18 protein-coding genes are annotated in these 16,935 nt (G+C 37.4%); 11 read left to right on the top strand and 7 right to left on the bottom strand.

The window, feature by feature from the left end:
* Nucleotides 1–288 precede the first annotated feature (288 nt).
* Together AC27G3_RS02015 and AC27G3_RS02010 are read right to left on the bottom strand one after the other, a co-directional pair.
* Nucleotides 289–903 (bottom strand): LysE family translocator, encoded by a 615-nt coding sequence (locus tag AC27G3_RS02015; RefSeq protein WP_487118289.1) that lies wholly within the window; start codon nucleotides 901–903, stop codon nucleotides 289–291.
* Between the two features lie 18 nt (nucleotides 904–921).
* Nucleotides 922–1,809: a DNA ligase gene (locus AC27G3_RS02010; RefSeq protein ID WP_487118287.1), complete on the bottom strand. Its 888-nt coding sequence runs from the start codon at nucleotides 1,807–1,809 to the stop codon at nucleotides 922–924.
* A gap of 50 nt (nucleotides 1,810–1,859) precedes the next feature.
* Between AC27G3_RS02010 and AC27G3_RS02005 the strand changes: the two genes are divergently transcribed.
* Entirely contained in the window at nucleotides 1,860–2,417 is a 558-nt protein-coding gene (locus tag AC27G3_RS02005) for a hypothetical protein (protein WP_487118285.1), read from the top strand.
* Between the two features lie 152 nt (nucleotides 2,418–2,569).
* Nucleotides 2,570–2,812: a PGPGW domain-containing protein gene (locus AC27G3_RS02000; protein ID WP_487118284.1), complete on the top strand. Its 243-nt coding sequence runs from the start codon at nucleotides 2,570–2,572 to the stop codon at nucleotides 2,810–2,812.
* Between the two features lie 48 nt (nucleotides 2,813–2,860).
* On the opposite strand, the gene AC27G3_RS01995 is transcribed toward AC27G3_RS02000, so the two are convergent.
* Both AC27G3_RS01995 and AC27G3_RS01990 read right to left on the bottom strand, forming a co-directional pair.
* A complete protein-coding gene (locus AC27G3_RS01995; RefSeq protein WP_487118282.1) occupies nucleotides 2,861–3,568 on the bottom strand; it encodes a DUF3581 family protein in 708 nt (235 codons plus the stop codon).
* Nucleotides 3,569–3,716: 148 nt separating this feature from the next.
* On the bottom strand, nucleotides 3,717–3,983 hold the full coding sequence (locus AC27G3_RS01990) for a GIY-YIG nuclease family protein (RefSeq protein ID WP_487118280.1): 267 nt from the start codon (nucleotides 3,981–3,983) through the stop codon (nucleotides 3,717–3,719).
* 159 nt (nucleotides 3,984–4,142) lie between these two features.
* On the opposite strand from AC27G3_RS01990, the gene arfB reads away from it, so the two are divergent.
* From arfB to AC27G3_RS01965, 5 genes are all read left to right on the top strand, one after another.
* Complete coding sequence (arfB, locus tag AC27G3_RS01985; protein ID WP_487118278.1) at nucleotides 4,143–4,553, top strand: alternative ribosome rescue aminoacyl-tRNA hydrolase ArfB; 411 nt, start codon at nucleotides 4,143–4,145, stop codon at nucleotides 4,551–4,553.
* 125 nt (nucleotides 4,554–4,678) lie between these two features.
* Nucleotides 4,679–5,506, top strand: a complete 828-nt coding sequence (locus tag AC27G3_RS01980; protein WP_487118276.1) for a DUF2797 domain-containing protein — start codon at nucleotides 4,679–4,681, stop codon at nucleotides 5,504–5,506.
* A 76-nt stretch (nucleotides 5,507–5,582) separates the two neighbouring features.
* Nucleotides 5,583–6,440, top strand: coding sequence for an HDOD domain-containing protein (locus AC27G3_RS01975; RefSeq protein WP_487118678.1), 858 nt, complete (start codon nucleotides 5,583–5,585; stop codon nucleotides 6,438–6,440).
* A gap of 229 nt (nucleotides 6,441–6,669) precedes the next feature.
* The gene (gene glnK / locus AC27G3_RS01970) at nucleotides 6,670–7,008 is read left to right on the top strand and encodes a P-II family nitrogen regulator (RefSeq protein ID WP_487118274.1); all 339 of its coding nucleotides are present in this window, start codon (nucleotides 6,670–6,672) and stop codon (nucleotides 7,006–7,008) included.
* 9 nt (nucleotides 7,009–7,017) lie between these two features.
* Nucleotides 7,018–8,283 (top strand): ammonium transporter, encoded by a 1,266-nt coding sequence (locus tag AC27G3_RS01965; protein ID WP_487118273.1) that lies wholly within the window; start codon nucleotides 7,018–7,020, stop codon nucleotides 8,281–8,283.
* 179 nt (nucleotides 8,284–8,462) lie between these two features.
* Here the strand turns inward: AC27G3_RS01965 and AC27G3_RS01960 are convergent, their stop codons facing one another.
* Nucleotides 8,463–10,757: a S9 family peptidase gene (locus AC27G3_RS01960; protein WP_487118271.1), complete on the bottom strand. Its 2,295-nt coding sequence runs from the start codon at nucleotides 10,755–10,757 to the stop codon at nucleotides 8,463–8,465.
* Between the two features lie 299 nt (nucleotides 10,758–11,056).
* Here AC27G3_RS01960 and AC27G3_RS01955 point away from each other — a divergent pair, with 299 nt between their 5' ends.
* The 4 genes from AC27G3_RS01955 to panP all read left to right on the top strand — a co-directional run bounded on the left by AC27G3_RS01955 (nucleotide 11,057) and on the right by panP (nucleotide 15,242).
* Entirely contained in the window at nucleotides 11,057–12,013 is a 957-nt protein-coding gene (locus AC27G3_RS01955) for an ABC transporter ATP-binding protein (RefSeq protein ID WP_487118270.1), read from the top strand.
* Nucleotide 12,014: 1 nt separating this feature from the next.
* Entirely contained in the window at nucleotides 12,015–12,788 is a 774-nt protein-coding gene (locus tag AC27G3_RS01950) for an ABC transporter permease (protein WP_487118268.1), read from the top strand.
* Nucleotides 12,788–13,510, top strand: coding sequence for a tRNA (guanine(46)-N(7))-methyltransferase TrmB (gene trmB / locus AC27G3_RS01945; protein ID WP_487118267.1), 723 nt, complete (start codon nucleotides 12,788–12,790; stop codon nucleotides 13,508–13,510). Before AC27G3_RS01950 ends, trmB begins: the two co-directional genes overlap by 1 nt.
* Nucleotides 13,511–13,616: 106 nt before the next feature.
* Nucleotides 13,617–15,242 carry a pyridoxal-dependent aspartate 1-decarboxylase PanP gene (gene panP / locus AC27G3_RS01940; protein ID WP_487118265.1) on the top strand — a complete coding sequence of 542 codons (1,626 nt, stop codon included), beginning with the start codon at nucleotides 13,617–13,619 and terminating at the stop codon, nucleotides 15,240–15,242.
* Here panP and panC read toward each other — a convergent pair.
* Together panC and panB are read right to left on the bottom strand one after the other, a co-directional pair.
* Nucleotides 15,237–16,082, bottom strand: coding sequence for a pantoate--beta-alanine ligase (gene panC / locus AC27G3_RS01935; protein WP_487118263.1), 846 nt, complete (start codon nucleotides 16,080–16,082; stop codon nucleotides 15,237–15,239). The two genes, panP and panC, sit on opposite strands and share 6 nt — an antisense overlap.
* A 36-nt stretch (nucleotides 16,083–16,118) precedes the next feature.
* The gene (gene panB, locus AC27G3_RS01930; protein ID WP_487118262.1) at nucleotides 16,119–16,913 is read right to left on the bottom strand and encodes a 3-methyl-2-oxobutanoate hydroxymethyltransferase; all 795 of its coding nucleotides are present in this window, start codon (nucleotides 16,911–16,913) and stop codon (nucleotides 16,119–16,121) included.
* Between the last annotated feature and the right edge of the window lie 22 nt (nucleotides 16,914–16,935).

The raw sequence follows: 16,935 nt of genomic DNA, 5'->3' as shown, positions 1-16,935 counted from the left end.
TTATCACTTTTAGTTAACCTGAACTCGGTTTAAGAGATGGTTAACAGTTTGAAAAATAGGTAAATAATTATTTTACTCCACTCTAGCTTGATAGTTTTTCTTAATTCAAGGCAAATTTCGCGTCAATAGCTGGCCTATTGCAAGAAATTTAACGAAGAAGTAAGGAAAAATAGCTGCTAGAGAAATATTTGTTAAGCCGAGCGCAGGTGAGTTAAAAAGGGTTCGTTAATGAACCCTTTTTAATGCCGTTTTTTCATCAAAATTGAAATTTATTAAAGTGTAATATTTTTAGTTTATGACAACGCGGGCAGCTAGTAAAATGAGAAAACTACCAGCAACTTTATCTACAATATGACTATTAGCGCGTAATTTATCGATAACAGAACCGCGAGAAATACCAAAAGTTACTAAACAGTACCAAGCGGCATCAATAACACCTACTGTTGCCGTCATGATTAGGTTTTGTTGCCAGCTTGCATTTTCGTCGACAAATTGGCTGAACAAGGCAATAAAGAATATTGCTAATTTAGGGTTTAAAAAAGCCACCAAGAAACCATCTCGCCAGCCATTTACTTTGGCATAATCGCTATGATGTTCGCCAGACTCCGATATAGTGCTTTTTTTAGCTAAAAGAGATTTTACTCCCAAGTACAGCAAAAATAGCGCGCCTGCATATTGTATCAAGGTATAGATAATAGGGGATTGCGCAATAATGATGCCGATCCCTGTTGCAGTAATTGCCGCATAAAGTGCGACACCAATACCATGGCTAAGCGCCGTTGCATAGCCTTGCTTTTGACCACCCGTTAAGGTGTTTTTAATAACCAAGGCTAAACTAGGCCCTGGTGATAAAGCGCCTAAAATGCAGATGACGACCAAGGATAACCATAAGTGTAACTCCAAGATTTTATCCTTTAATTTTTATTGAGCTTTCAGTGAATTTATGTGTCTAATTCGCATAAAACTGGCAAATTTAGGTACACCTTTTTGGCTTTTGCCAAAATATTTAAACGTGATAATACACCCTATAGGGGGAGGAGTCATGCGTTGTTGATCATTAAAGCCTGTACCTATTTTAAAACGAACACCTTCTTTGGTTTGAACTAATAACGCACCCATTTTACCTTTATATTTGCCTTTACCTGCGAGGTGGGCAAGCACGGTAGCTTCGCTGTCATAGTGCCTTTTTAGCTTTAATAACTTATTACTCCGACCAAATTGATAAAATGCAGCTTGGTGATGCAACATTAATCCTTCACCTTTAGCATTAACCACTTTATCTAAACGTGCTGCTAATACCGACAAGTTTGCTACTCTGGTTTGTTCAACCATTTGTAAATAAGGAGAATTAACTTTAGCTATTATTGACTGCATTGCAGTAACTCGTTCACTAAAATTACCTTGGTGCTCTGGTAAATCGAACACCATAAAGCGTATGCTTTGCCAATCCTCTATTGTAGGGATTTTGCGCCGAGCAATGCCTGACACTTGTTCAAACTTATTGCGCCCTAGCCAAATTTCTCCATCAAGGACCACATTCGGCCAATGTTTAGTAAAAGTTACTGGGGCGTTAATTCGGTGACCTTGCCGGGTAATTAACTTGCTACCTGTCCACCTCCCTCTTATACCGTCAAGCTTTTCACTTACCCAATATTCTTGAATATCAAGATTGTTTTCAGCGCTATTTATAGAGTAAGTTTTTGCCAACTGTAACAGGGGCTTGTTCTTCGTTAATGTCTCAAAAGAAATTAGTGAGAAAATAACCAATAAATAGGGGGTAAAACGATGAGGCTTCTTGAAAATTTCCAATGTGAACGTCCTTGTTCAATGTTTATTGATAATTTGATTATAGGCAAAAAATGCAATTTTCAATATTTTGCTATACTGAAAAGTATGGAGCTTTCTACTTATCAAGGATTGATATGCGTACTTTCATGCTATGGCTTATTCTGTCTACACTTTCATTATTATTTTTACCTGCTGACGCGTGGAGTAAAGCTGCATGTAAAAAACATTTAACTAAATTACATAATATACAAGCAAAACAACGACAAGGGCATTCATTTAAGCGCAGTATTACCTTAAAAGAGCAAGAGAGTCGGGCAAGAAAAAAATGGTGGCAATGTGAAAAATCGCCCAAAGCATCAAAAGTTAAGCGAAAAAAAAAGAATAACAAAAAAATAAAAGCGGCCTCTTATCAAGTGAAAGTAATTGAGAAAACGCCTGTGTTTTCAGGTGGTGCTGTTTATTCTGTAAAAGCCGTATATCAAGGCAAAAAAAAATCTGCGTGGTTAGCGTTTTATCAACAACCCACTCAGTGCAAACGACCTAAAAAGTTGTCTGTTTTTGCGCTATGTGCTGAAGATAGATTGGCCCAACAGGTAAAATTTGATCAAAATTACCAAGAAAGTCAATAGACCTAACTATTAGCATTTTTGACTAACTTGTGATGGCTTAACTAACTAAGTGTTTTTTAAGTTATTGTTTATTAATGTATTTAATTTTAGGTTTGATTATTGCTCTATGGAGTTTATTCAATTTACTTAGTTGTATTAATCAAAGGTTATTCATGGAAAAAGTTATTAAAAAAATACTAATTACAATTGCAGGAAGCTTCTGCCTTTTAATCGGCGTGGTTTTTATCGTATTACCCGGACCGGCTGTTATATTTTTACCGTTAGGTCTCGCCTTATTAAGTCTAGAATATTCGTGGGCTAAAGTATGGTTAAGAAAAGTACAACGGTGGTTGAGAAAAAGTGCTGTTAAGGCGGATGAAATGATGGCTTGTATGAAAAGACGCTTTGTTAAGTAACTGTTATTAGGAGGAAGGCCTTTTTAGACCTTCCATTATAGCGGGCGATTAAGCGACGTAGTTTGCCTTAAAACTATTGTAGCGCTCAGAAAGTTCACTCATAGCCTGTGAGCAGTGCTCTCTTAAACCGCTCAGCAACATGTGTTTTTTCCCATGACCAATAACTTTACCAGAGGCTAACAAATCAAATGTTAAACAGGCATTACCACGTTTACCATTCAAGGTTAATTCTGTTTTAGATAACGCTAAAGTAATGTCACTAACATTTAAGCAGTCTAACTCAAGTGACATGCTTTCATACATGATCATTGGGCGTGCAGGGTTAATCATCACATTTTTCTCAGCCATTAGTTGGCCTAATAAATGTGGGAAAGTGTGTCCTGAAAAACCAACATATGCCTCGATAAGTGAGTTAATTAGTGCTTTGCTATTCGTTTGTTCTCCTGCAACACTAACATCCAAATACTCTTTATCTTTATCATCTTTAATGGTGCAGTTATCGTTAATAGTCGTGGGAAAATCTAACTCAGTTTCATCTGAGACCATACCAGAGAAGGTGAAAGTCATTTTCTGATGTAAACCAGACTTTGATAAAGCCACAGCAAATAATAAATCACCAGGAACGCAAAAACGTTTAGCATCTATATCGTGGAGTGGATTAAAATCATCGGCCACTTGTTTGGCAAAGTTACTGGCTTGTTGACGAGAAAAACTCACTTTATCATTTGAAATACGACAAAAATTTTCAATATTCATGTTTATTACTACTTACATACATTAGCTGAAACCGCGCGCATTCTAGCAGTAGTATCAGTAAAAATCGAAGAAAATTGTACTTTGTTACTACTAAGCAGACCAGAGGAAATGCAAGCTTCAGCGTACATTTGTACCATTGTTAGGTTTTTTAACTTGTTTGCGTATTAATCACTAAACGCTCTTTTTGAGCTTTACTGAGTTTTTTTAATTGGCATTCTTTACGGGTAGCTTCACTTCTTGAGCAAAACTCTTCTGAGTAAACTAATCGAACAGGTCGGCGAACACGTGTATATTTTGCGCCGAGTTTATTAGAATGGTTATGCTCATTTAATCGTCTTGATAAGTCTGTTGTGATACCTGCGTATAAGCTATTATCACTACAACGAAGAAAATAGACATACCATGTCGATGACATTTAGTTAACTCTGCTAGAAAAAAGAAGTTAATAGTAACAAAGGCCAGAATAAAAAAACAAAATATATGACAATACTTTTAATCCTCACTCGCGAATATATTCCTGTAATTTCTCGGCTAAATACGACTTTTGGATCTTATTTAAGCGTTAAGTATTCTAATGCTTGAAATATCTAACGCTGTCACCCTTAAAGCATGGGAAATCGAACTAAGTGCTATTCGCTCACAAGGTAGTGGTGGCCAACGTGTAAATAAAGTGGCGACGGCTATTCACTTAAGGTTTGATATAAATAAATCCACATTACCTGTCGCTTATAAAGAAAGGTTGTTGAAAGTCAGCGATAGCCGTATTTCTGCTGACGGCATTATTGTTATTAAAGCGCAATCTTTTAGAACACAAGATCAAAATAAAGAGGATGCCCTTAAACGGTTAAAAGAGATAATTGTATCAGCCATGGTCGTGCAAAGAGCCAGACGAGCTACTAAACCAACAAGAAGTTCACAAAGAAAACGCGTGGATAATAAAAAACAAAGAGCGAGTGTCAAAGCTTTACGAGGTAAAGTTAGGTAGGTTTTGTTTGAATTTTGACCGTACCTTCTGATTTTTTGTATACAAATTGGATAAAACGTTAGGTTGTCATGGTGTTGAGGAGGCTTTTTCCCTATGATGGGGAAAATAAATATTCAGAGCCAAGTATGTATCAAAGCGATATCGGACCATTACAAAAATTAACTGCGCAATTATCAGCAAATGGACAAATACAATACCAACTGCCTATCGGTGAGCAGCGTATTGAGCTCAATCCGTTACTAGGAAAAACGCTTTCGTTACATTTTCATGGCAATATTGCTTGCAAACATTGTGGACGTAAAACGAAAAAAAGCTATTCTCAAGGCTTTTGTTTTCCTTGTATGCAGAAACTGGCCCAGTGTGATATGTGCATTATGAAGCCAGAAACCTGCCATCATCATTTAGGTACTTGTCGAGAGCCTGAGTGGGGTACAAAAAACTGTATGATCCCACATTACGTCTATTTAGCTAATACCTCTGGATTAAAGGTAGGTATAACCAGACAAATTCCCACACGATGGATTGATCAAGGTGCAACGCAAGCATTGCCCATTTTTAAGGTGAGCACACGCTTACAATCTGGTTTGGTTGAAATTGCCTTAGCAGAATTTATCGCAGATAAAACCAATTGGCGCGCTATGTTAAAAGGCAACGCTGAGCCGATGGATTTAATTAGCAAAGCGGCAGAGTTAAAGCCATTAATTAATGATAAATTAGCAGATATTCGCTTAAAATTTGGCGCAGATGCAGTTGAAGAGCTAGATGAAAATATTGTTGATTTAGATTTCCCTGTCACGGAATTTTTAACCAAGATTAGTTCTTTTAATTTCGATAAAACGCCAACAGTAAGTGGCACCTTATTGGGCATAAAAGGACAATATTTAATTTTGGATAGCGGCGTTATAAATATGCGAAAATTCAGTTCTTATCATATAAGCGCTGAATTTGAATAAAAATACCGACAAAAAACAAAAAATTTAATTATTAAGTCTATAATTTATATAGACTCCTAGAAGAGGATTACTTGTTATTAATGCCCTGGATTACGCTGAGCAGGCCAGTGAAGTTTTCGTTTTATCAGACTCTTTTATAAGGATAAAAGAGTTAATTGATGATGAAGCATCTACGATCGACGATATTGCCGAAGTCATTATTATTGATCCTGCATTAGCTGGGACTATTTTAAAGTTAGCCAATAGTTCGCTTTTTAATTACCCAGGTAAAATTGATACAATTTCAAAAGCAGTGTTAGTGCTGGGCATTACTGAAGTGTATAACCTGGTAATTTCCTATTTTACCACTGAAGCGTTTAAGTCTTTAACGGCAAAATCTCAAGAAGACTTGGATTTCTTAGAAGAGTTTTGGGAGCAAAGTGTTGATTGCGCTTTATTAGTGAAGTATATCGGCTCTTATTTGAACTTTCCTAATGCTGAACGACTCTTTATTTTAGGTCTTTTACATAATTTAGGGGAACTAATCGTTAAGCAATTAACTTCTGAACGTATTAGCGAATGTCAAAGTAAGAGTATTGATGAATTGCCTTGGCAAAAGCAACAACAGGTATTGGGTTTTACCTTTGGTGAGTGTAGTGCTGAACTCTTAAAAGTTTGGCAACTGCCTTATAGTTTAATTGGTCCTATTAGAAATCAAGACGAAGAAAATTTTGCACTGACCAACGAAGAAACCCAGTTATTATATGTGGCCAAACGAATCATGATAAAAAATAGTTTGTTTAACAATGAGCCTTATTCTACTTTCCTCAACTCAGAGCAGCTCAAGACATTAAAAGTGGATGAAAAGCTCATGCAAAAAGCAATAAATTATTGCGATATGGAGCGTTTGGGTATTTTGTCAGTTTTAAAACCGAGTGCAGCAATGGTTTATTAAAATCGTTGCGTTGAAATAGCTATAACGGTAAACCGCTTTATTAAAAAACCAACATTTATTGTTGGTTTTTTTATGCCCTTAATTTGAACAGCGACCATATAGACTGCACAGTATTGGTGCGACATTATTGTTATTTTCTTTGTTTAATTGATAAGTCTTTGTTTTTTAATAAATAAAAATATTGGCACAGCACTTGTACTTATTAAGATAAATGACAAAGGGGATAATAATGAAAATAGTAAACGCAATAATAAAACCATTTAAATTAGATGATGTGCGTGAAGCCATCTCAGAAATTGGTGTTGAAGGCTTGACCGTGAGTGAAGTTAAGGGCTTTGGTCGTCAAAAAGGGCATACAGAACTTTATCGTGGTGCTGAATATCAAGTTGACTTTTTACCAAAAGTTAAATTAGAAATCGCTGTAAATGATGATGTAGTTGAACGTTTAGTTGAAGTGATCGCTAAATCTGCCTACACCGGAAAAATTGGTGACGGTAAGATTTTTGTTTATAACCTTGAGCAAGCTATCCGTATTCGTACGGGTGAGCAAAACGTTGAAGCATTATAGGAGTTGATCATGGAACAAAATATTTTTCATTTACAATATGCGATGGACACCTTCTACTTTTTGATTTGTGGCGCGCTTGTCATGTGGATGGCAGCTGGCTTCTCAATGTTAGAAGCTGGTCTTGTTCGAGCTAAAAATACCGCAGAAATTTTAACGAAAAACGTGGCGTTATATGCGATTTCTTGCATTATGTATTTAGCTATTGGTTATAACATCATGTACGGCGGTGGGATTTTCTTATCAGGTATTGAAGTGGTTGATCCTGCGAGCGTATTGAAAGATTTTTCAGCGCGTGACGGTGGTTTTACTGGCGGTGCTATATACTCTGCGGCGTCTGACTTCTTCTTCCAAGTGGTCTTTGTAGCAACGGCTATGTCGATTGTCTCAGGAGCAGTTGCTGAACGTATGAAACTATGGGCATTTTTAGCGTTTGCTGTAGTGATGACTGCTGTTATTTATCCTATGGAAGGCGCTTGGACTTGGGGTGGTCAAGCCGTATTTGGCTTATACACTTTAAGTGATTTAGGATTCTCTGATTTTGCTGGCTCTGGTATTGTTCATATGGCTGGTGCTGCTGCGGCATTATCTGGTGTCCTTTTATTAGGTGCTCGTAAGGGGAAATATACAAGCGATGGCAAAGTAAATGCGATTCCAGGCGCAAACTTACCATTAGCGACTTTAGGTACGTTTATTTTATGGATGGGTTGGTTTGGTTTTAATGGCGGTTCAGTATTAAAACTAGGCGATATTGCTAGTGCAAATTCAGTTGCTATGGTCTTTTTAAATACTAATGCCGCTGCCGCTGGTGGTGCTGTTGCAGCGCTTGTTTTAGCGAAAGTGTTATTTAAAAAAGCGGATTTAACCATGGCCTTAAATGGTGCGTTAGCAGGTCTTGTTATTATTACAGCTGAACCTTCTACGCCAACACCTTTACTAGCAACACTTTTTGGCGCACTAGGCGGACTAGTTGTTGTGTTATCAATCATTGGTTTAGATAAACTTAAGATTGATGATCCAGTGGGGGCTATTTCGGTTCATGGTGTGGTTGGTTTCTTAGGCTTAATGCTGGTTCCTGTTACCAATACAGGCTCAAGCTTTAGTGGTCAGTTAATTGGCGCGGCAACTATCTTTGTTTGGGTATTTGCTACGAGTACACTGGTATGGTTTGTACTTAAGAAACTCGTTGGTATACGTGTTAGCGATGAAGAAGAGTATGAAGGTGCGGATATCTCAGATTGTGGTATGGATGCATACCCAGAGTTTACTCGCGGCTAACCTGAACATACTTTAAATCACTCAGTATTAGCGACAATTGACCGAGTGAATGACAATAAAAATCCGTAATTAGGCAACTAATTACGGATTTTTTTATGGGCATATAGTTGTTTTAAACTCTATCTTTTAGCCCTTAACTGATTATGTACGTGATACACATATGCTAATTATTCGTTAGGTTAATGTGCTAAATGCGCATTGAAATAATTAGTCATCATCGTTTTAAGATGCAAGGTAGTACCTGCACCTTCTCTTAAGCTATGACTGCGATTGGGATAAGACATAAAGTCAAACTGTAAGTTATGTTTGACTAACTCGTTAATTAAACGTTCAGAGCCTTGATAATGCACATTGTCATCACCTGTGCCGTGTATAAGTAAAAGTTTACCTTTTAAGTTTTTAGCGTGAGTTATTGGTGAGCCTTGTTTATAGCCTTCTTCAAAATCTGCTAACAAACCAGAATAACGTTCTTGATAAATACTATCGTATAAACGTTGATCAGGAACGGGCGCTAACGAAATCCCCACTTTGTATTGTTCTGGGTATCTAAATAGCATGTTAAGCGTCATTGAACCTCCACCAGAATGTCCCCAAATTGCAACATTATCAGTATCAATATAACGCCAGCGTTCACTCATTGCTTTTAACGCATCAGATTGATCTCTTGATGACAATACGCCTACTGCGCCGTAAATTGATTTACGCCAAGCTTTACCTTTAGGTGCGCGAGTACCTCTATTGTCAATAGAGGCAACAATATATCCTTGTTGCGTTAGCATTTGATCCCACAGGTATGCATTACCTCGCCATTTATCTTGAACTGTTTGCCCCCAAGCTTCACCGTAAACGTAAAAAATAATTGGATATTTTTTAGTAGAATCGAAGTTAGCAGGGCGCATAATATAACCATCTAGTACAACACCATCTTGTGCGCTGACTTGAAAAAACTCGGTTGTTGCTTTGTTGATTGTAGCTAACTTACTCGTGAGCTCAGCATTGTCCATTAGCAGGTGTTTTACTTGATGGCCTTCCACTTTAACTAAGCGTTTTTGTGTTGGCTGCTCCGTACTTGAAAAAGTATGAATTGCCCATTGCCCGTTATCAGACATTTGATAGCTGTTAAAGCCGCTAAATTCTTCACTGGTAACTCGTTGATTGAGTAAACTACCGTCTAACTTACTGCGATATAAATAACGTTGTGCTACATTTTTAGGCGAAGCGATGAAATATAACCAACCATTTTCCTCATCAATGGCTTTCATTGCCGTTATATCAAATTGGCCATCGGTTAAATTAATCACCGACTTGCCATCTCGAGAAATGCGATAAAGGTGACGCCATCCGCTACGTTCACTTGTCCAAATAAAGCTTTTACCGTTATCTAACCATTTTGCATCATCAAAAAAATCAAGAAAAGTCGCTTCTTGCTCGGTCATAATTTTGCTGACGTTGCCGTTATTCGCATTACTTAAATAAAGCATATTGGTATCTTGTTTACGGTTAACGTGTTGAATAAGGACTTGCTCCGAATTGCCAGACCAATTCATGCGAGGAATATACATTTGACGAGAGTTGTTAGGGATTTTAGTCCAGACCGTTTTTTGATTATTTAAATGAACTATGCCTATTTTTGCTAAAGCATTGGTTTCGCCTACTTTCGGGTAGGGAAATTTGGTGAGTGTTGGATAAAGCGCATCAGTATTATTGATCATTATAAAGTCTTTACTACCGCTGGTGTCTAGTTGCCAATAAGCAATTTTTTTACCATCAGGGCTCCAACGAAAACCATCTTTGATAATAAATTCTTCCTCGTAAACCCAGTCGAATAAACCATTTATTATGCCATTACCAGCATCAGAGGTAAGTTGAATGATTTTATTGTTGGCTAAACTTTCAACATAAATATTGTTATTAACTACATAAGCTACTTTGGTGGCATCAGGCGAAAATTTTGCAAACATTAAGCTGCTAGCTGCCACTTGTGTACCGCCTAACTGTGTTAATGAATTGCTATTAATATCTAATAACCAATAATCTCCACGGCTATTTGAACGCCATACTTTTTGGCTATTCGTGTAAATTAACAGTTTTTTCCGATCTGCTGACCAAATATAATTATCTATCGTTAGTGGTTTATCAGCGTTAGTGGGGGTGAGTTGCGCAGCACTAATTAACACTTCTCTGTGTAATGTTTCAGGGTCGTAAACAACAATATCTTTTCCAATACTGACTGATTTACCTGTTTCGTCAGTATGAGTGGCTGCAGAGTTTTCAATCGAGGTGTAGCCACTGCCATCGGCTAACCAGCGAATTTGACCAATATGATCAGAACTAAATTCATTTTCTTGATAAATTTGTTTTAAGGTTAGCGATGGCGAATCTGCGTTATTTACCTTGTCAGTGCTTTGACATGCGACGACCGTTGTTAAAAGCACAGTGGTAAGTAAGCAGTTTTTAAGTCGTTTTATATTCATATAAAATCCAATCGTTTAATAGTAAGCTTTGTTGAGCTTTGTTGAGCATTGTTGGGCATAGTCAGGTTAACAATAACCGTAGAATAAGGTGCTTCAAACTCGAGAGTAAGTACGCAACTATAAATTGTATAAAATCATTAAACAACTAAACCGAGAGATAACCATTTACGAAGTTTTAGTGCGCTTTTGTTTAAAAGGGATACTTTTGAGTGCCACGATGATAAAAAATAATTTACTCAAACATTGAAAAATCGCTTAATGCCCCTTATTTATATAGCTCACTTGCTAGAGGTTTAGTTATGCAATACGCATTAGAAATTTCCAATTTAGAAAAAATTTACAAAGGCGGTTTTCAGGCCTTAAAAGGTATTAACTTAACCGTAGAGCAAGGCGACTTTTTTGCTTTGCTTGGCCCTAATGGCGCAGGGAAGTCAACTACCATTGGCGTCATTACCTCTTTGGTAAATAAAACCAAAGGACAGGTGAGTGTTTTCGGGTGCGATATAGATACGCAACTTGAACAAGCAAAAACTTTTTTAGGTTTAGTGCCACAAGAGTTTAATTTCAATCAATTTGAATCCTTGCAGACTATTCTTATTAATCAGGCAGGTTATTATGGCGTCAACCGTAAACTCGCTTTAACACGTGCAGAAAAATACCTTAAACAATTAGAGTTGTGGGATAAACGAAATGATAGTGCCAGAATGCTGTCAGGTGGCATGAAACGCCGCTTAATGATTGCCAGAGCTTTAATGCACGAGCCTAAAGTACTAATTTTAGATGAACCCACTGCCGGTGTAGATATTGAGTTGCGTCGTTCAATGTGGGATTTTTTGCGAGAGTTAAACCAACAAGGCATCACCATTATTTTAACGACTCATTACTTAGAAGAAGCAGAAATGCTGTGTCGTAATATTGCCATTATTGATGATGGCGTTATTGTCGAAAATACCAGTATGAAGTCATTACTTGCTACGTTAGATATTGAAACTGTCATTTTAGATGTAAAAAAAGGCAATGATAAAGTAACGCTCGACGGCTTTGAAATTAGAGAACTTGATGATCATACCTTAGAGGTTGATATAAAAATTTGCCAACACCTTAATGAAGTCTTTAGCCAATTAACCGAACAAGGCATTCAAGTTAACAGTATGCGTAATAAGAGTAATCGTTTAGAAGAGTTGTTTGTTCGCTTAGTCAACAAAGGTGATGCTAGCGTAAAAGATTCTACCCACAATACAATTGGAGGTGCTTAATATGCAGTCTGCTGTTAATCGTATCGCATTAAAAAGTATCTTACATAAAGAAATACATCGCTTTATGCGTATTTGGGTGCAAACCTTAGTTCCACCAGCAATAACGATTAGTCTGTACTTTGTTATTTTTGGCTCGTTAATTGGTTCTCGCATTGGTGAAATGGGCGGCTTCGATTATATGTCGTTTATTGTTCCAGGCTTAATTATGATGAGTGTTATCACAAACTCATACTCAAATGTTGCCTCTTCGTTTTTTAGTGCCAAATGGCAGCGCAATGTCGAAGAAATGCTCGTTGCTCCAGTGCCTAACTGGGTAATTGTTGCAGGTTATGTTGGAGGAGGGATGACTAGAGGCATGTTGGTCGGTTTAATCGTTACCTTAATCTCCTTGCTATTTGTTGACCTACAGATTCATAACGTTTGGATAATTATAGTTACCGTTTGTTTAACTTCTGCTGTGTTTTCTTTAGGCGGTTTAATTAATGCTATTTTTGCTAATAGCTTTGATGATATTTCTATTATCCCCACTTTTATCTTAACGCCATTAACTTATTTAGGTGGTGTGTTCTATTCAATAAGTTTGTTGCCTGAGTTTTGGCAAGGTGTATCACAAGCCAATCCGATAGTTTACATGGTAAATGCTTTTCGCTATGGCTTTTTAGGCATTAGTGATGTCAGTTTAACTGCTGCTTTCTCTGTTTTAGCGGCATTTATTATTGTGTTATTTACTATTGCAATGACGCTTATTTCAAAGGGTGTAGGACTTCGTAGCTAATGAAAGTAGAGCCAAATAAAGTAAAAGGTGATTCAAAGGTTATTGTGACGAATCAAAAAGGCATCCATGAAAAATTGGCTGATATTGTTGAAAAACACCTTAATCACCCTTTTCAAAAGCCTTTTCAAGTGCATACACAACAAGCTTTCGATGAAGTTAACAAACACGTTGTTGACTTCTTAGCTCAAAATCCTGGCGCAAAAGTGATCCTCGATTCATGCTGTGGTGTTGGTCAAAGTACGCGTTTATTGGCCCAGCGTAATCCTGATGCGCTTATTATTGGTGTTGATAAATCGGCAAATCGTATTGAGCGTAATGTGGAAGGCTTTGATGCATCATCTGGATACTCTGCTAATAATTATCACCTTGTCAGAGCTGATCTTAATGATTTTTATCGGTTAGTTAAGACGGCTAACTGGCCGGTATCGAAGCATTACATTTTGTACCCCAATCCTTGGCCAAAATCGAAACATATTAAGCGTCGATGGCATGGTAGCGCTGTATTTCCTACATTAATTACTATTGGCGAACAACTCATTCTAAGAAGCAATTGGCGATTATATTTAGAAGAGTTTCAATTGTCGGCAGATATTGCTGGATTTGTCGGTGAGATCTCCCTTGTTAAGGATAAAGAGCCTTTGACTCCTTTTGAAGCAAAGTATCATGCGAGTGAGCAAAAGTGCTGGCAGCTAGTTGTACAAACGCCATGTTACTCATCTTAATAGCTAAATAAGGCAAAGGATAATAAAGCTAATGCTTTGGACATTCTTGCTTCTTTTCATTAAAATTTAATGACAATAATGAGTGACACTTAAGAATTGATTAGATATGACGTCAACTAAACGTACCGCCCAAGCAACCTCGAAAGCTCTACATCGTATTTTTACCGTTGCTGAAGCCCCAGACTCTACATTAGGGCGTATTGAAAGTGAGATCTCTCAAAATTTGGCGGGCTTTTTAAATACTCATATTGCCGTAAAAGAAAAGCCCTTATCCGAAATAGAGAAAGACTTTACTGGTGCGCTTATTCCAGAAGAGCCGACCTTTGTTTCTGAACATATCCATCATTTACTCGATAAATTGGTCGCTCAATCAGTTCATACAGCTAGCCCTAGCTTTATTGGTCATATGACCTCTGCACTGCCATCTTTTATTCTGCCACTAGCTAAGTTGATGACAGGGCTTAACCAAAACTTAGTAAAAATAGAAACATCCAAAGCTTTTACGCCCCTTGAGCGTCAAGTACTTGGCATGATGCACCAGCTGGTTTATCAAGACGATACTTACTTTTATCAACAGTGGATGCACAGCGCTAATCATTCACTTGGTGCATTTTGTTCAGGCGGAACAGTAGCAAACATTACAGCACTTTGGGTGGCTAGAAATCATTTATTAAAACCTGATGGCGACTTTAAAGGCGTTGCCAAAGAAGGGTTATTTAAAGCGTATCAACATTATGGTTATGACGGTTTAGCTATCTTAGTGTCCTCGAGAGGACATTACTCCCTTAAAAAGTCAGCTGATATCTTAGGGGTTGGTCAGGAAAATGTAATCGCAATCGAAACCGATGAGTTTAACCGTATTGATTGTGAAAAGTTACGTGAGAAATGCCAACAATTAACCGCCAAGAACATTAAAGTACTAAGTATTATTGGCATAGCAGGTACAACGGAAACAGGAAACATTGATCCATTAGATGCTATGGCAGATATAGCTCAAGAAGTAGGGTGTCATTTTCATGTTGATGCCGCGTGGGGAGGAGCGACTTTATTATCAAATAAGTATCGCCCTTTATTGAAAGGCATTGAACGAGCCGATTCAGTGACTATAGATGCACACAAGCAAATGTACGTGCCAATGGGCGCTGGGCTGGTTGTCTTTAAAAACCCAGCATTAGTTGCTTCCATTGAACACCATGCAGAGTATATCTTAAGAAAAGGCTCTAAAGACTTGGGAAGTCATACACTAGAAGGTTCTCGTTCAGGAATGGCAATGCTTGTTTATTCAAGTTTGCATATTATTAGTCGACCGGGATATGAATTATTAATTAACCAAAGTATTGAAAAGGCGAAATTCTTTGCTGAGCTGATCGATAACGATGACAAGTTTGAGTTAGTCACTCGACCAGAGCTTTGTTTATTAACCTATCGTTATGTGCCTCAGTTAACGCAGCAAGTATTAATTAAAGCAGTACCTTCAAGCCAGAACACTATTAACCGCTTATTAGATGAATTAACGAAATTTATTCAAAAAAGACAGCGAGAAAATGGCCAGTCTTTTGTATCGCGTACTAAAATTGAAGTGGCTAAATATCAAGGAGATAAAGTCTTGGTATTTCGTGTGGTATTAGCCAATCCACTAACAACACACGACATTTTAAAAGATATTCTCGAAGAGCAAAAAATGATTGCACAAGAGAGCCAAACAATACTACCAAAATTGTTAGCGTTATAAGTTCACTTGAATATTATCGATTAATCGAGCTTTGCCACAAAAAGCAGAAGCAAGAATGACTAAATTTTTATCGTCAGTTGTTGCCGGCGCTAAGGTATAAGCATGGCAAAAATCGATATAATCGGTGGTTAAGCCTGCTTGATTAATTTTGTCACTCGCTTGCTGGCAAAGTAGCGCATAATCTTTATTGCTTTTTACTTGCTCGCTTAACCATTGCAGTGTTTGATAGAGAATAGGTGCATCAGCTTTTTGCTCTGCGGTTAAATAACCATTACGAGAACTCATCGCTAAACCAGAGGCTTCACGAATAATTTCCACAGGAATAATCTCAACAGGCATAGACAAATCGTCGACCATGGTCTGAATAATTTGTAATTGTTGATAATCTTTAGAACCAAAGCAAGCAACATCTGGCTGCACTAAATTAAAGAGTTTGCAGACAACAGTTGCTACTCCTCTAAAGTGACCTGGTCGGCTTTTTCCGCAATATAAGTCTGAAATATTAGGAACTTCAACAAACGTATTATCGATATAACCTTTTGGATAAATAATCTCAGAGGTTGGGATAAATAATAAATCGGTATCTACATCAACTAATCGTGATTTATCCTGATCAAGCGTTTTTGGGTAATTATCAATGTCTTCACTTAAGCCAAATTGCATCGGATTAATAAAGATGCTCACAATAACTTTATCTGCATGTTGATGAGCGGCTTTAACTAAAGCTAAGTGTCCATCATGTAGATTGCCCATGGTTGGGACAAAAGCAATTTTTAAATCTTGTAAACGCCACTCTTTTACTTGTTGGCGAAGTGATTGAATATCATTAACTATTTTCATGTTTTTAAAGGCTATTTTATTATTGTATTAGTGATTTTATTTAAAAATATGATCTTCACCAGGGAAATGACCATTACTGACTTCGCTGATATAAAGCTCAATCGCTTTTTTAATATCACCAGTGTCTTGTAAAAAATTCCGAGAAAATTTAGGCATATAGCTACAAGAAATTCCTAAAGCATCGTGCATCACTAATATTTGACCATCGGTGTCTTTACCGGCACCTATACCAATTGTTGGAATATTCACAGCTTCGGTAATCGCTTTACCTAAAGAAGCGGGTACACATTCTAAAACCAATAATTGAATGCCTGCTTGCTCAAGCTTTTTGGCTTCTTCAATCATTTCTTGAGCTTGTTCTTGTTGGCGACCTTGAACTTTAAAGCCACCGAAAACATTGACTGACTGAGGCGTTAATCCTAAATGACCACAAACAGGAATGCCACGTTCAGTGAGGCCTTTTATTGTATCTACTAACCAACTACCGCCTTCCATTTTAACCATGCTTGCACCAGCTTGCATGAGTTTACTGGCATTGATATAAGTTTGCTCTTTGGTTGCATAACTCATAAAAGGCATATCACTGATAATAAGCGTCTCTTCTACACCTTGTTTAACACAACGTGTATGGTACGCCATATCATTAACAGAGACAGGTAAAGTGTCATTTTCACCTTGCAAAACCATGCCAAGCGAATCGCCAATTAAAATCGCATGAATGCCGGCTTGATCAAATAGTTTTGCAAAGCTTGCATCATAAGCTGTAATAGTTGAAATCTTTTCACCTTGCTGCTTCATTTTTAATAAAGTTGCTGTGGTTATTTTTGCCATAATCGTCTCAATGGTATTGAAT

This window comes from Colwellia sp. SU-HH01217 (genome assembly GCF_057543495.1).
The sequence above is the reverse complement of the archived record's forward strand: the minus strand, read 5'-3'. Positions and strand labels throughout refer to the sequence as shown.

Coding starts and splice junctions, on each gene's coding strand:
- AC27G3_RS02005 (WP_487118285.1), top strand. CDS start 1,860: ATGCAATTTTCAATATTTTGCTATACTGAAAAGTATGGAGCTTTCTAC.
- AC27G3_RS02000 (WP_487118284.1), top strand. CDS start 2,570: ATGGAAAAAGTTATTAAAAAAATACTAATTACAATTGCAGGAAGCTTC.
- AC27G3_RS01995 (WP_487118282.1), bottom strand. CDS start 3,568: ATGAATATTGAAAATTTTTGTCGTATTTCAAATGATAAAGTGAGTTTT.
- AC27G3_RS01990 (WP_487118280.1), bottom strand. CDS start 3,983: ATGTCATCGACATGGTATGTCTATTTTCTTCGTTGTAGTGATAATAGC.
- arfB (WP_487118278.1), top strand. CDS start 4,143: ATGCTTGAAATATCTAACGCTGTCACCCTTAAAGCATGGGAAATCGAA.
- AC27G3_RS01980 (WP_487118276.1), top strand. CDS start 4,679: ATGTATCAAAGCGATATCGGACCATTACAAAAATTAACTGCGCAATTA.
- glnK (WP_487118274.1), top strand. CDS start 6,670: ATGAAAATAGTAAACGCAATAATAAAACCATTTAAATTAGATGATGTG.
- AC27G3_RS01965 (WP_487118273.1), top strand. CDS start 7,018: ATGGAACAAAATATTTTTCATTTACAATATGCGATGGACACCTTCTAC.
- AC27G3_RS01960 (WP_487118271.1), bottom strand. CDS start 10,757: ATGAATATAAAACGACTTAAAAACTGCTTACTTACCACTGTGCTTTTA.
- AC27G3_RS01955 (WP_487118270.1), top strand. CDS start 11,057: ATGCAATACGCATTAGAAATTTCCAATTTAGAAAAAATTTACAAAGGC.
- AC27G3_RS01950 (WP_487118268.1), top strand. CDS start 12,015: ATGCAGTCTGCTGTTAATCGTATCGCATTAAAAAGTATCTTACATAAA.
- trmB (WP_487118267.1), top strand. CDS start 12,788: ATGAAAGTAGAGCCAAATAAAGTAAAAGGTGATTCAAAGGTTATTGTG.
- panP (WP_487118265.1), top strand. CDS start 13,617: ATGACGTCAACTAAACGTACCGCCCAAGCAACCTCGAAAGCTCTACAT.
- panC (WP_487118263.1), bottom strand. CDS start 16,082: ATGAAAATAGTTAATGATATTCAATCACTTCGCCAACAAGTAAAAGAG.
- panB (WP_487118262.1), bottom strand. CDS start 16,913: ATGGCAAAAATAACCACAGCAACTTTATTAAAAATGAAGCAGCAAGGT.